Annotated in this window: 10 protein-coding genes, 1 other RNA gene and 1 other annotated feature; of the genes, 1 reads left to right on the top strand and 10 read right to left on the bottom strand. The window is 50.6% G+C overall.

The features are described from left to right. Positions 1 to 42 precede the first annotated feature (42 nt). From alaS to cymR, 6 genes are all read right to left on the bottom strand, one after another. Positions 43 to 2,667, bottom strand: a complete 2,625-nt coding sequence (gene alaS / locus KTG14_RS05405) for an alanine--tRNA ligase (protein WP_216969975.1) — start codon at positions 2,665 to 2,667, stop codon at positions 43 to 45. 295 nt (positions 2,668 to 2,962) lie between these two features. Beyond that, on the bottom strand, positions 2,963 to 5,410 hold the full coding sequence (recD2, locus tag KTG14_RS05410; RefSeq protein WP_216969976.1) for an SF1B family DNA helicase RecD2: 2,448 nt from the start codon (positions 5,408 to 5,410) through the stop codon (positions 2,963 to 2,965). A 26-nt stretch (positions 5,411 to 5,436) separates the two neighbouring features. Then, the gene (locus KTG14_RS05415) at positions 5,437 to 6,096 is read right to left on the bottom strand and encodes a tetratricopeptide repeat protein (RefSeq protein WP_216969977.1); all 660 of its coding nucleotides are present in this window, start codon (positions 6,094 to 6,096) and stop codon (positions 5,437 to 5,439) included. 14 nt (positions 6,097 to 6,110) lie between these two features. Continuing rightward, on the bottom strand, positions 6,111 to 7,229 hold the full coding sequence (gene mnmA / locus KTG14_RS05420) for a tRNA 2-thiouridine(34) synthase MnmA (RefSeq protein ID WP_216969978.1): 1,119 nt from the start codon (positions 7,227 to 7,229) through the stop codon (positions 6,111 to 6,113). Between the two features lie 15 nt (positions 7,230 to 7,244). Then, positions 7,245 to 8,378 carry a cysteine desulfurase family protein gene (locus KTG14_RS05425; protein ID WP_216969979.1) on the bottom strand — a complete coding sequence of 378 codons (1,134 nt, stop codon included), beginning with the start codon at positions 8,376 to 8,378 and terminating at the stop codon, positions 7,245 to 7,247. A gap of 14 nt (positions 8,379 to 8,392) precedes the next feature. Continuing rightward, complete coding sequence (gene cymR, locus KTG14_RS05430; protein WP_058380971.1) at positions 8,393 to 8,809, bottom strand: cysteine metabolism transcriptional regulator CymR; 417 nt, start codon at positions 8,807 to 8,809, stop codon at positions 8,393 to 8,395. 137 nt (positions 8,810 to 8,946) lie between these two features. On the opposite strand from cymR, the gene KTG14_RS05435 reads away from it, so the two are divergent. Next, complete coding sequence (locus KTG14_RS05435) at positions 8,947 to 10,230, top strand: replication-associated recombination protein A (RefSeq protein WP_216969980.1); 1,284 nt, start codon at positions 8,947 to 8,949, stop codon at positions 10,228 to 10,230. A gap of 54 nt (positions 10,231 to 10,284) precedes the next feature. Here KTG14_RS05435 and KTG14_RS05440 read toward each other — a convergent pair whose 3' ends face one another. The 4 genes from KTG14_RS05440 to hisS all read right to left on the bottom strand — a co-directional run bounded on the left by KTG14_RS05440 (position 10,285) and on the right by hisS (position 14,450). Beyond that, a complete protein-coding gene (locus KTG14_RS05440) occupies positions 10,285 to 11,046 on the bottom strand; it encodes a tRNA threonylcarbamoyladenosine dehydratase (RefSeq protein WP_216969981.1) in 762 nt (253 codons plus the stop codon). A 105-nt stretch (positions 11,047 to 11,151) separates the two neighbouring features. Beyond that, positions 11,152 to 11,335, bottom strand: a non-coding RNA gene (gene ssrS / locus KTG14_RS05445) — 6S RNA. Between the two features lie 44 nt (positions 11,336 to 11,379). Continuing rightward, a complete protein-coding gene (aspS, locus tag KTG14_RS05450; protein WP_216969982.1) occupies positions 11,380 to 13,164 on the bottom strand; it encodes an aspartate--tRNA ligase in 1,785 nt (594 codons plus the stop codon). A gap of 2 nt (positions 13,165 to 13,166) precedes the next feature. After that, on the bottom strand, positions 13,167 to 14,450 hold the full coding sequence (gene hisS, locus KTG14_RS05455) for a histidine--tRNA ligase (protein WP_216969983.1): 1,284 nt from the start codon (positions 14,448 to 14,450) through the stop codon (positions 13,167 to 13,169). Positions 14,451 to 14,497: 47 nt separating this feature from the next. Beyond that, positions 14,498 to 14,738: a binding site (T-box leader), on the bottom strand. Between the last annotated feature and the right edge of the window lie 25 nt (positions 14,739 to 14,763).

A 14,763-nucleotide genomic window follows, 5' to 3' on the forward strand; every position in this document is an offset into this window, starting at 1 on the left:
TTGCTGAATCCCATTATAACTGAAAGCGCAGATTTGTTAAACCTATTTGACCAAAGTATAAACCGATTCGAGGGCTGCATCCAATTGCTCTGGATTTTTCGCTCCGGCCATCGCCATGTCCGGACGCCCGCCGCCTTTGCCGCCGCATTGTTCCGCGACCGCTTTGACGATATTGCCTGCGTGGAAATCCTTGCCGGCAATGTTTTTCGATACGCCCGCTGCAAGCATGACTTTGTCGCCGTCGCTTGCGCCGAGGACAATGACCGCCTGTTCGAACTTCGCTTTCAAGTCATCAACCATCTGGCGCAGCTGGTTATTGTCTTTTGCTTGAACTTTTGCGGACAATACTGTCACATCTCCGACTTTTCTTGCGGATTCCAGTAATTCACCGGACTGGGCATTGGCGATTTTCTGCAGCAACGATTCATTTTCACGCTGTAAAGCTTTAATATCAGCTTGAGTTGTTTCAACTTTTTGCACGAGGTCGCGCGGATTGGCTTTCAATAGGGAAGCTGCCTCATCCAAAGTCTTCTCGCTTTGCTTCATGTTCACGTAAGCGCCTTTTCCGGTCAATGCTTCAATGCGGCGAACACCAGCACCGATGCCGCCTTCCGAGACAATTTTAAAGACGCCGATTTCGGATGTGTTCGCCACATGGATCCCGCCGCACAATTCGAGCGAGTAATCACTGATGGCAACGACGCGGACGACATCACCGTATTTTTCGCCGAACAAAGCCATCGCGCCCATATCTTTTGCTTCCTGCAAGTTATGATAGCCGGATTCAACTTCGATGCCTTCCCAGATTTTTTCATTAACTGCCTGCTCGATTGTCTCCAATTCTTCTTTCGTCACTTGGCCGAAATGGGAGAAGTCAAAGCGCAGGCGATCTGGGCCGACATACGATCCTGCCTGGTTAACGTGCGTGCCGAGCACATCTTTCAATGCCTGATGCAATAGGTGGGTCGCCGTATGGTTTTTGACCGTATGGCGGCGCTCAGTTGCATCGACTTTTGCTTTAACAGCTGCTTTCGTCAATTCGCCGGAATCGACTCGGACATTATGCAAGTTCTGGCCGTTCGGTGCTTTTTTGACATCGAGTACGGAAGCCGACACCAAATCATTCATCAACACTCCTTTATCAGCAATCTGCCCGCCGCTCTCTGCATAAAATGGCGTTCGATCCAACACTAGTTGCACTTCTTCGCCTTCTTGCACGCTGTCGACCAATTCACCGTCTTTGACGATGGCGACGATTTCAGCGTCCGCAACTGTGTGCGAATAGCCGATAAATTCGCTTTCTTCTTTAATATTGCCGAGCACTTCGGATTGCGTCTGCATGGAATTGACGTTTTGACGCGCGTTTCTTGCGCGTTCGCGCTGTTCATTCATCGCACGTTCGAATCCTCCATGGTCGACAGCCATTCCTTCGTCTTCTGCATATTCTTCCGTCAACTCTACCGGGAAGCCGTAAGTGTCATACAGGCGGAACACATCTTCGCCTGGAATTGCGTTATGGCCTGCTTGTTTTTGCTTTTTGACGACAGTATACAAAATTTCCAAGCCGTCATGCAAAGTTTCGAGGAAGCGCTCTTCTTCGAGTTTCATGACACGGACAATGAAATCTTCCTTGTCTTTGACTTCAGGATAAAAGCTCTGCATGATTTCGCCAACTACCGGCACGAGCTGATACATGAATGGTTTTTCAATGCCCAGTTTTTTCGAGTAACGGACTGCACGGCGCAATAAACGGCGCAGCACATAGCCACGGCCTTCGTTGGACGGCAAGGCGCCGTCGCCGATTGCAAAGGCAACTGTGCGCACATGGTCAGCGATGACTTTGAATGCCATATCCTGTTCCTGGCTTTCACCATAGGATTTGCCGGAAATTTCCGCTGTCTTCTCGATGATCGGCACGAACAAATCCGTATCATAGTTGGTTGGTACGTCCTGCACAACCGAAGCCATGCGTTCCAAGCCCATTCCCGTATCGATATTTTGTTTCGGCAGCGGCGTGTACGTATGGTCCGGGTTGTGGTTGAACTGGGAGAACACCAAGTTCCAGATTTCCAGGTAACGGTCATTTTCACCGCCCGGATACAATTCAGTGTCTTCCGGGTCATTGCCGTAGCTCTCGCCGCGGTCATAGAAAATCTCGGAGTTCGGTCCGCTTGGGCCTTCCCCGATATCCCAGAAGTTGCCTTCGAGGCGGATGATGCGTTCAGCCGGCACGCCGACTTCGTTGAGCCAGATAGCATAAGCTTCCTCGTCTTCCGGGTGGATCGTCACGGACAATTTATCGGCATCAAATCCGATCCATTTATCATCCGTCAAGAATTCCCAAGCCCAATGAATCGCTTCTTTCTTGAAATATTCACCGATCGAGAAGTTGCCGAGCATTTCGAAGAATGTATGATGGCGAGCCGTTTTGCCGACGTTTTCGATATCGTTTGTGCGGATCGACTTTTGCGCGTTGACGATGCGCGGATTTTCCGGGATGACGCGGCCATCGAAATATTTTTTTAAGGTCGCAACACCGCTGTTGATCCACAATAGCGACGGGTCTTCAAACGGCACAAGCGGCGCACTCGGTTCCACGTCATGGCCTTTTTCTTTAAAAAAGTCGAGATAGAGCTTTCTGATTTCTTCAGCTTTTAAATTCTTCATCAAAATTCCTCCTTCTGCATAATAAAAAGCCCTCATCCCCTAATAAAAAGGGACGAAGGCTTGATTCGCGGTACCACCCTGGTTACACAGGCAAACATCCTGTGTCTCTCAAGCGCCTTAACGCGGCGGGACGGCAGTGATTAGCTGCACTCGGGAGTAGCGTTCAAAAGATGCGGCAGAAGGCCCTTTCAGCCAAGGGGAGCCTTTTTCTAAGCAGCCGGAACCTCTTTACTGTCTCCGTCTAGGTGTTGTCTATCTGTTATAAATTGAATTATAGAAAACCAAGCGGGCCTTGTCAAGCACCCTCATGGTCGGTATAGTCGCGCGGCGTGATGCCTTCCATGCCGATCATTGGATGGATGCGGTGGGCGTTCTGCTGTGTCAGGCTTTTCGGTCCTGCAGCTTCCGCTTCTGGCTCTGCCTTTTGAACTGATGTATCTAGTGCATCCGAGGCTGCTCCTTCATCTGGAACAGCCGCTATGCCCAGTCGGTCTGCCAATGTCGTCAGGCGGCTTGAATCATCGGTACGCTCGACCCCGTAGCGGAACACGCCCGGGTCGCCGCACAGGATGAGAAAATCTCGGCTTCTTGTGATACCCGTATAGAGCAGGTTGCGCCGCAGCATTTTCATATAGCCTCGGACGACCGGCATAATGACCGTCGGAAATTCCGAGCCTTGCGCTTTATGGATCGAACAGCAATAGGCGAGCGTCAGCTGGTTCAAGTCACTGCGCTGATAGGTCACTTCGATGCCATCGAACGACACGACGAGCAGATCCTGCTTTTCCACCGTCTCTTTCGCTTTCATGATGGCGACCACTTCGCCCATATCGCCATTGAACACATTGCTTTCAGGCTGATTGACCAGCTGCAGCACTTTGTCATTAATGCGGTACGTGATGTCGCCGAAAACCAGCTCTTTGCGGGAACCGTCATCGTTCGGGTTGACCATTTGCTGGATCATCTGATTAAGCGCATCGATTCCAGCTGGCCCTTTATACATCGGCGCAAGCACTTGGATATCTTTGATCGTATGGCCTTTTGCTAAGGCGCTCTTGACAACTTTCTCGACGACCAGCGGAATTTGGTCTGCGCCAGCACGGATGAATGATCGGTCTGACGTCTTCGCTTCGATATTATCCGGCAGTTTACCAGCTTTCATCTGGTGCGCGAGTTCGATGATCGACGAGCCTGAGCTTTGACGGTAAATTTCCGTCAGCTCAACCGTCGGAATGCGGCCGGATGCGAGCATGTCCCGCAGCACTTGCCCGGGGCCAACAGGCGGCAATTGATCCTGGTCACCGACGAAGATTAGCTGGGCATCGACAGGGACCGCTTTTAGTAACTGATGGGCAAGCCATGTGTCGACCATTGACATTTCATCGATGATGATCAATTTACCTTCGATATCTTTTTCGGTTTCCTCTTCCCGTTCCTGCCCGTTAAAGCCGAGCAATCGGTGAATCGTCATCGCCGGCAAATCGGTCGACTCACTGAGGCGTTTTGCCGCACGTCCTGTGGGAGCTGCCAAAATGATCGGGAACGGTTCTTTTTTCTTGGCGTAGTCTTTCGGGTCAAGCGACAAGCCGTGCAGCTCTGCATATACCTCGACCAAACCCCGGACGACTGTCGTCTTGCCGGTCCCGGGTCCGCCGGTGAGGATCATGACGCTTGAGTTCAAGCTTTTTTCGATGGCATCGATTTGCGTCTCTGCGTAATTGACGCCGAGCCGCTCTTCGGCATCGCCGAGCGCTTTGCGGATTTCAGATGACGGAAAGCCGTCGCGCGTCTCTTGCTCGGCGATCAATGTTTCTAGCTTCGTCGCAATGCCGACTTCCGAATAATAAAGAGACGGCAAATAAAGGCGGGTTTCTTCCCCTGCCACTTTGCCTTCTTCGTTCAATTCAATGGCTGCCTGTGAAATCGAGTCGACCGGGATATCTTCGCGTTGGCTCGCTTCAAGCATTTGCTTGACGAGCGGGATCAAATTCTTCGCATCGACAAAGACATGCCCTTCCGATAAGGAGGCCTGGTTCAATACATGAAGGATCGCCGCTTTGATACGGTCGGGGTGGCTGCCTGTGATGCCGAGTTTCGAGCCGAGCTCGTCCGCCCGGTGGAAACCGATGCCGTCGATTTCCTCGATGAGCTGGAATGGGTTTTTCGTCAGGATATCAATCGTTTCCTCGCGGTAAGCCTGATAAATCCTCATGCCGATTTGCGGGCCAAAGCCCCAATCGTTCAATTGGATCATCACGCGCTCAAGGCCTAAGTTCATCTGCAAAGTCGAGCGGATTGTATCTTTTTTATCATCCGACAGGCGCGGGACGCCATCGAGCGCATCCGGGTCTTCGAGGATTTTTTTTATGGCATCGCTGCCGAGTTTTTTGACGATGGTCTCGGCGGTTTTACGGCCGATGCCGTTAAACAAATCACTCGACAGATAATGAACGACGCCTTGTTCCGTTTCCGGCACTTCTTTCTTGAAGGTTTCTGCCTGGAACTGCACGCCGTACTTCGGGTGATTCTTGACGCTGCCGGTGAATTTGTATTGTTCTTCCAGAGATAGCTTCGGGAAATAACCGGAGACGATGATTTCCTTTTCGGTATAGGGGGTGTTGGTTTGCTGGATTTTCACTTTGATAATGGAGAAGAGGTTTTGGGGATTGTGAAAAATCGAGACGACCGGACGTCCCAGCACAAATTCACTATCTTTTTGGAATAAATCAATCTGTCCGGACATGCGGCCGTCTCCTCTCTTTCAGTGCTTCAATTCAATCGTTCGTTAATCATATCGTAGGCATAACGCGCCATTTCGTTCTTGTCATCCAATGTGTACGCACGCTGCAAATGATACATGGCATCTTCCGTGCGGTCGCTCGATACGGCATATAGAACGCCCAGGTTATAATGGACGTCTGAGTTGTCGACATCGATTTCTAGCGCGTAAACAAACTGTTCTTCCGCCATGTCAAAAAACTCAAGCGATGCCAATGCGATACCGTAGCTGAGACGCGCTTGCAGGTCATTTGGATCCAATTCGACAGCACGCTGCAAATAAGGCAAAGCGAGCTTCGGCTGGTCGATGCGTTCGAAGCATTTGCCGACCATGTAATGGGCGTCCGAGCCTTCGATGCCGTTGTGGATTGCTTTTTCGTATAATTTCAACGCTTCTTCGTAGCGTTCCGCGTTGTAATAGAGATTCGCCAATCCGTAATAGGCCGTCGCGGAGGTTTCATCGAGTGTCAAAGCTTTCTGGAAAAAACGCTCGGCGCGCTCTGTTTCATTCATGGACGCCAGGACATGCCCAAAGTTGATGTAACCGAGAGCGTCTTCCGGCTGTTCTTCAATGGCATTCGTAAACGCCTGGATGGCGTCTTCCGCACGCCCTTCTTGCAAGGCTTTGATGCCGATTTCGTTATAATTCATCGCCGATTCCCCCATTATCCTACATAGTCCAGCTGTGAACCGTTTTTAAAGACGCGGTCGATCGTGCCGCCGCCAAGGCATTCGTCACCATCGTAAAAAACGACTGCTTGGCCCGGTGTAATCGCACGCACCGGCTCATCAAAGGTGACGACCGCTTCGCCTTTTTTCATGTCGACTGTGACGCCGACGTCCTGCTGGCGGTAGCGGAATTTTGCTGTGCACTGAAACGATTGAGCCGGTGCATCGCCCGTTGTAAAGCTCAAGTTGACCGCAGTCAAGCTATCGGAAAACAGCGCATCATGGTGGATGTTCTGCCCGACGTACAAGACGTTTTTCTCCAGGTCTTTCCCAATAACAAACCACGGGTCGCCTGCTCCGCCAATGCCGAGGCCTTGGCGTTGGCCGATCGTGTAATACATCAAGCCGTCATGTGATCCTTTTTTGACGCCGTCCAAGGTTTCCATCGAACCTGGTTGAGCTGGAAGATATTGGCTGAGGAACTCCTTGAAATTGCGTTCGCCAATAAAGCAAATGCCCGTCGAATCTTTTTTCGTCGCTGTCGCAAGTCCTGCTTCAAGGGCGATTTCACGTACTTCCTTCTTCTCGATCGCACCGAGCGGGAACATGACTTTCGACAATTGTTCTTGGTTCAGCTGGTTTAAGAAATAGGTTTGGTCTTTATTGTTGTCGACACCTCGCAGCATATGCGTGACGCCGCTTTCGCCCGTTTCAACGCGAGCGTAATGGCCCGTCGCGAGGTAATCCGCACCGAGGCTAAGTGCGTGCTCAAGAAATGCCTTGAACTTAATTTCCTTATTGCACATGACATCAGGGTTCGGCGTGCGTCCCGCTTTGTATTCCTCGAGGAAATACGTGAATACTTTATCCCAATACTGCTTTTCGAAATTGACCGCGTAATACGGGATGCCGATTTGGTTGCAGACGCGGATGACGTCTTCGTAATCTTCCGTCGCTGTGCAGACGCCGTTTTCGTCAGTGTCGTCCCAGTTTTTCATGAAGATGCCGATGACGTCATAGCCCTGCTGCTTCAATAAATAAGCGGCAACCGAAGAGTCGACCCCTCCGGACATGCCGACGACTACGCGTGTATCTTGTGGAGCTTTGGTTTCCATTTTTATTCACCTTTTCTATTTTTGCGCCAGGCGCTTCGTGATTTGAGCCGTTTTTTCGGCTGCTTGTTCAATATCCGTGGCGGTCAGGCCGATGCCGAAACTGAAACGAATGGAATTGCGCAGTTCTGCTGCATTTTGCCCATACATCGCAACGAGCACATGTGACGGGTCAATCGAACCGGCCGTGCACGCCGAACCGCTCGATGCGGAAATGCCGGACAGGTCCAAATTGACCAAAAACGATTCGATATCGATGCCATTCAAGGAAACGTTGAAAATATGCGGCAATTGGTCGGTGCCGTTCTCTTTAAAGTCGATGCCATTTCCCTTGAATTCGGCACGGAAAATTTCTTTGAATTCCGTGAACGCTTTGCGTTTATCTTCCATCGTTTCCTGTGAGATTTTCACTGCGCTGGCAAACGCCTGGATGGCCGGCACGTTTTCCGTTCCGGCACGGCGTTTGCGTTCCTGCTCGCCGCCGTACATCAAGGGCTTAAGCGGCGTGTTCTTGCGCTGGTATAAAAATCCGATGCCTTTCGGGCCGTTCACTTTGTGGGCAGAGATCGATAGCAAATCGACGTTCAACTCATCCACATCGATTGGCAATAAGCCATACGCTTGTACCGCATCGGTATGGAAAGTGACATTCGTCCCTTTCAAAAGCTCTCCGATTTCGGCAATGGGCTGGACTGTGCCGATTTCATTATTGGCGAGCATGACCGTCACGAGAATCGTATCATCCCGGAGCGCTTGTTTCACGTCTTCTGGCTTGACACGGCCTGTTTCATCCACAGGCAAATACGTCACGTCATAGCCCTGTTTCGCCAATTCTTCGCAAGCGTGAAGAACCGCATGATGCTCGGCTTGTGTGGTGATGATATGGCGGCCATCTTTGGCGCTGGCTGTTCCGAAAATCGCCAAATTATCCGCCTCTGTGCCGCCGGATGTGAAGATAATTTCGTTATCGTCTGCCTGAATGCTTGAGGCGAGCGTGCGCCGTGCATCATCCAAGATACGCCGTGCATCGCGGCCGGTCTGGTGGATGCTTGATGGGTTGCCGTAATGCTCACTTAAGGCTTTGGCGAACACTTCAGCTGCTTGCGGATGCATCGGCGAAGTCGCCGCATGGTCCAAATAGATTTGTTTCATGATTCATTAACTCCTTATATATAGAACATATAATGTTCGGTGTCGCCTTCTTCTGTCTGTGCCAAATCTTCGATTGTTGTCGTATCCAAGACGTTCTTCACCGCATCGCGTATGCGTCCCCATAATTCACGCTGGGGCTGCTTTTCGTCTTCGATGCCTTCGACCGGCTGGATCGGCCCCTCGAGCACACGGATGACGTCTCCTGCTGAAATCTCCTTCGGATGGCGCGTCAGCATATAGCCGCCGTATGCGCCGCGCACGCTTTTCACGAGCCCTGAATTGCGCAGCGGTGCCACGAGCTGTTCAAGGTAAGCTTCCGACAATTCATTGTCCGCGGCAATCTTGCGCAGCGGCACTGGGCCTGCCCCATATTGTTTTCCTAATGCAATCATAATTGTTAAGCCGTAACGGCCTTTCGTTGATATTTTCATCTAAAACTACTCCTCTGGAACCTAATCGTCAATTCTTCAAATAAGTATAGCATATCTTACAGGACATAGGCTTTCAATGACTTTCAGCGCACGATTCGCTATACTGATGGAATGAATAGACGGAAGGAGTTTTCCTCGTGCACAATGAACCACTCGCTTTCCGCATGCGTCCGCGGACCATCGACGAAGTTGTCGGCCAAAAAGATGTCATCGGCCCTTCAACTGCATTGTATAAAATGATCAAAAGCGGCCATGTGCCGTCCATGCTCTTATATGGCGACCCCGGCATCGGCAAGACCTCAATCGCGCATGCCATCGCCGGCACTTCCGATCTGCCGTTCATCGCGCTCAATGCAACAACCTCCGGCAAGAAAGATGTCGAATCGGTCGTTCAAGAGGCGCGCATGACCGGCAAGGTATTGCTGTTTTTAGATGAGATCCACCGCTTTAATAAACTCCAGCAAGATGCGCTTTTGCCTCATGTCGAGTCCGGCTCGATCGTATTGATCGGCGCGACGACAGAAAATCCCTTCCACGATGTCAATCCCGCCATCCGTTCACGCTGCGGCGAAATTAAGCAGCTCAAACGGTTGACGCAGCAAGATATCGTCGAGCTATTGAACAGTGCCTTGTCAGATGAAAAGCGCGGGCTTGGCCGTGAGAAGATTCGTATTTCCAAAGAACAAGTCGAACGCATTGCCGAAGGAACAAACGGTGACGCGAGAAAAGCTTTGACGATGCTCGAATCGATCGTCATCGCGTCGGATGAAGAAGACGGCGAATACCTCGTCGATGACGGCATCATCGAGCAGATGATCAAACGCGTCGGCGTGTTCGGTGACAAAAAAGGGTCACATTTCTTCAACCTGTTATCGGCTTTGCAGAAATCCGTACGCGGAAGCGATGTCAATGCGGCGATGTATTACCTCGCCCATCTGCTGGAAAACGGGGACCTTACTGCTGTAACGAGACGCCTGCTCGTCATGGCCTATGAAGACATCGGCCTCGCCAATCCAGCGGTCGGCGGGCATGTACTCGCAGCGTGCCAGGCAGCAGACCGCCTCGGCTTGCCGGAAGCGCGCATCCCGCTCGCGCAGGCAGTCGCTGAGATGTGCTTGTCGGAGAAATCCAATTCCGCCTACCGAGCCATCGATGCGGCCACGGCCGCCATCAATAAAGGACAGGTCGGTGACATCCCCGCGCATCTGCGAGATACCCATTACGCCGGCAGCGCCGAGCTCGGGCACGGCGGCTATAAATACCCTCACGATACACCGATCGGCTCGTTCGGCGGCTGGGCGGATCAGGATTACTTGCCGAAAGAATTAAAAAAAGCGGAGTTCTATAAGCCCGTCGTAGCCGGAGAAGAAAAGAAATTCGCCGGCATCTACGAAAAACTGAAAGGCTTCCGCAAAAAATAATGCATAAAAAAACGGACGGAGAATGAGGACATTCTCCGTCCGTTTTTCTATGATCTATTGATTGACGCGTTGAATATGAATCGATTTGGTCATTTGGTTAACAACCCAACTCGCCGCGATCAATCCCACGGTCGATGGAGTGAACGCATTGGAAGACGGCGGCATTTGCGCTTTGCGGATCGCTGCGTCTTTTTTGCCGACGGTTTCGACCACATCTTCACGCACCACAATCGGGCTTTCATCAGAGAAAATGACCGGTACGCCTTTGCGGATGCCCGCTTGTTTCAGTTTCTTGCGTATCATTTTCGCCAGAGGGTCGGTATGGGTTTTCGAGATATCAGCGATTTTAAAGCGCGTCGGGTCCGTCTTGTTGGCGGCGCCCATGCTCGAGATAATTGGAATACGGCGGCTATAGCATTCTTTAATCAGATGCACTTTGTAGATCAATGTATCCGAAGCATCGATGACATAATCAGGTTTATGGCTGAAAAATTCTTCATAAGTGTCTTCTGTATAGAACATATGGAGCGTCACCACTTCACACTCCGCATTGACATCCTCAATGCGCTTTTTCATCACTTCGACCTTGGATTGGCCGACTGTGGAGAGATTCGCCACCAATTGGCGGTTGATATTGGTAATGTCGACATCATCTTTATCGACGAGGATGATTTTTCCGACGCCGCTTCTTGCGCAAGCCTCGGCTGCAAATGATCCGACCCCGCCGACACCGAGGATGGCGACCGTTGAACCTTTCACCAGGTCCATTCCTTCTTTGCCAATAGCGAGTTCATTTCTTGAAAATTGATGTAACATATTCACACTGCCTTTCAGGTTCAATATTAAATAGGGATACTAGGGATTATACACATAGAAAATCCCTCCGGCAAATGCCGGAGGGATTTGGATTACTTATGTAAGAAGAATCCCGATCGTGCCGTCCTTTGTGTTGCGCATCGTTTGAACCCGCTTATAGCAGGTGGGTGACCGCATCACCACTTATAACTTCCCGTTAAGGCATGTTAGCCATGATGATATGTAGGTCTCCCGACGACAAAATGTTGGGTCAAAATCGAATTGCTAAAAACGAACACATCAGGATTCTCTCTACAAGTATAGTAGCATAACCGAAAAAGATGTACAAGCCTTTTACTCTATATCTTTTTCACTATTCTGAATAGTTACCGCTAGGTTTAATTCCTCTAATTGGGCCGGCGATACTGCACTCGGTGCTTCTGTTAGCATATCATTTGCAGAAGCCGTCTTTGGAAATGCGATCGTATCGCGCAAATTGGTGCGCCCTGCCAACAGCATCACCAAACGGTCAAGGCCGAATGCGATGCCGCCGTGCGGAGGCGTCCCGTATTCAAATGCTTCGAGCAAGAAGCCGAATTGCTCTGTCGCTTCTTCTTTTGAGAAACCGAGCACTTCAAACATTTTCTCTTGGATGTCGCGCTTGTAAATTCGCGCCGATCCCCCGCCGAGCTCATAACCGTTCAATACCAAGTCGTAAGCTTGCGCACGGACATTTTGCGGTTCCGTCGACAATTTATCGAGGTCTTCTTCGAAAGGCATTGTAAATGGATGATGTGCGGCATAATAGCGGCCGGCTTTGTCATCGTATTCAAGCAACGGCCAGTCAGTGATCCATAGGAATTTGTAAATCGATTGGTCAATCAAGTCCAGGTCTTTGCCGAGCTTCATGCGCAAAGCACCAAGTGAATCTGCCACGACCGTTTTGGAGTCGGCGACAAATAGCAGTAGGTCTCCTGCTTCAGCATCAGCTGCTGCAATCAAGCTATCAGCCATTTCACCTTCGAAGAATTTGGCGATTGGCCCTTTGACGCCGCTTTCTTCGACTTTCAACCACGCCAAGCCTTTCGCGCCGTAACGCCCGGCGAATTCGCCAAGAGCATCGATGTCTTTGCGTGAATAACTGCCGGCTTGTCCTTTGGCATTGATTAGTTTCACTTGCCCACCGGATTCGACTGCGCTTGTGAAGACTTTAAAGGCAGAGTCTTTCACTAGTTCCGATACATCGGTCAACTCCATGCCGAAGCGAACATCGGGCTTGTCGGAACCGAAACGTTCCATAGCATCACGGTAGCTCATGCGCTCAAATCCTGAGTCGATGTCAATGCCTTTGACATCTTTCATCACTTGGATCATCAAGCGTTCGTTCAATTCAATGATGTCTTCCATCGTCTGGAAGCTCATTTCCATATCGATTTGCGTGAATTCCGGCTGGCGGTCAGCACGCAAATCTTCATCGCGGAAACAACGCGCAATTTGGTAATATTTGTCTACCCCTGATACCATCAACATTTGCTTGAACAGCTGTGGTGATTGCGGCAAGGCGTAGAATTCACCATCGTGAACGCGGCTTGGCACCAAATAGTCGCGTGCGCCTTCCGGTGTGGATTTCGTCAAAATCGGTGTTTCCACATCAAGGAACCCTTCACTGTCGAGGAAATTGCGGATCGTTTTTGTCACATCCGAACGCATTTTCAAGGTTTCGAACATCGCCGGGCGGCGCAAGTCTAGATAACGGTATTTCAAGCGCAAATCTTCGCTGACGTCCGTTTGATCTTCGATTGCAAACGGCGGGTTTTTCGCGGCATTGATAATTTCTGCGCTATCCACTTGCACTTCGATTTTGCCGGTTTTCATCGCTGCGTTTACTTGTCCTTCCGCACGTTCAACGACAAGCCCGTCGATATGGACGACAAATTCGTTACGCAAGGATTCACCGATTTTTGATGCTGTTTCCGAAATTTCCGGGTTGAAGACCACTTGGACGATTCCTGAACGGTCGCGGACATCGACGAAGATCAATCCGCCGAGGTCGCGGCGTTTGCGGACCCACCCTTTCAATGATACGCGCTGGCCAATTGCCGTTTCGTTCACTTCTCCACAATAATGTGTTCTCGACATAGTTATTCCTCCAATGATTTCTTTTTCAGGATGTGTTCAGCTAATTCATGGAATGACACTTCTTGCTGGTCACGCGTCGCCATTTCTTTGACAGCCGCTTTGCCACTCTCAAGCTCCGACTCGCCGATGACGATGACATACTGCGCACCTTTGCGGTCAGCAGACTTCATCTGCGCTTTCATCTTGCGGTCAGTGAAATCCATGTCCGCGGAGATGCCATTTGCGCGCAGGTCCCGGACAATCGAGACGGCTTTCTTTTTCGACGCTGCATCCATTGCAATGACGTATGCATCAAGCGTCTGGCTTTGCCCGATTTCTACTTTTTCCATTTCCAGTGCCAACAATAATCGTTCAATGCTCATCGCAAAGCCGATCCCTGGAGATTCTGGGCCGCCAAGGTCTTCGACAAGCCCATTATAACGTCCGCCGCCAGCAAGCGTCGTAATTGCTCCGAAGCCTTCCGCCTCGCTCATGATTTCAAACGCGGTGTGATTGTAATAATCGAGCCCTCTCACTAGGTTCGGGTCGACGACATAGCTGATGCCGAGTTCGTCTAGGTATTCTTTCACTTGCGTAAAATAAGCGCTCGATTCTTCATTCAAATAATCCGCAAGCGACGGAGCCGTCGCCATCAAGGGATGTTCCCGGTCCACTTTGCAATCGAGAATGCGCAGCGGATTTTTCTCTAGTCGGTTCTGGCAGTCGCCACAAAACTCTTCAATTGACGGTGCGAAATGCTCAATGAGCGCTTGCTTATGTGCTAAGCGGCTTTCCGTATCGCCAAGTGAGTTCAAAACAAGGCGCAGACTTTTCAACCCGCTTGCTTTATAGACGTCCATTGCCAGTGCAATGACTTCAGCGTCAATGGCTGGATCTTTTGAGCCGATCGCTTCTACGCCGAACTGGACAAACTGGCGCATGCGCCCGGCTTGTGGCCGCTCATAGCGGAACATTGGGCCCGTATAGTAGAGCTTCACCGGCTGGTCAGGCTGGCCGAAAAGTTTGTTTTCGACGTACGAACGTACAACGGATGCCGTTCCTTCTGGACGCAACGTCAAAGAGCGATCTCCTCTATCTTGAAATGTATACATTTCCTTTTGGACGATATCCGTTGTATCGCCGACACCCCGCTGAAATAGTTCTGTGTGTTCGAAAACCGGCGTGCGAATTTCCTTGTACTGATACAGATTACACAATTCATTAATCGTCCGTTCGACTTCCTGCCATTTGGCAGATTCTTGCGGCAGCACATCATAGGTGCCGCGCGGTGCTTGAATATTGCCCATTTCCATCTCTCCTTTTCCATACAAAAAAGCCCCCGCCCCTTGCTTACGCAAGGGACGAGAGCTAAAAATCAGCTTCCGCGGTTCCACCCTAGTTGACGCAAACTTCTGCGCCCTCTCTGTCCGGATAACGGCCGGAACCGTCTTAGCCTAATAAGCGCAGTGCGCCGTTCAGTAAAGAACCTCAAGAGTGTTGTTCATTGCAGATCTCTGCAGGAAAGCTTTCAGCCCAGGGCTTTCCCTCTCTTTTCAGTCGATGCACACAATTACTTTCTCCGTCTTCAGCAAAAATTATATAAGTAGAATAAATCAATCT

The sequence above is a fragment of the Planococcus sp. CP5-4_YE genome (genome assembly GCF_019042655.1).
Classification (GTDB): Bacteria; Bacillota; Bacilli; order Bacillales_A; family Planococcaceae; genus Planococcus.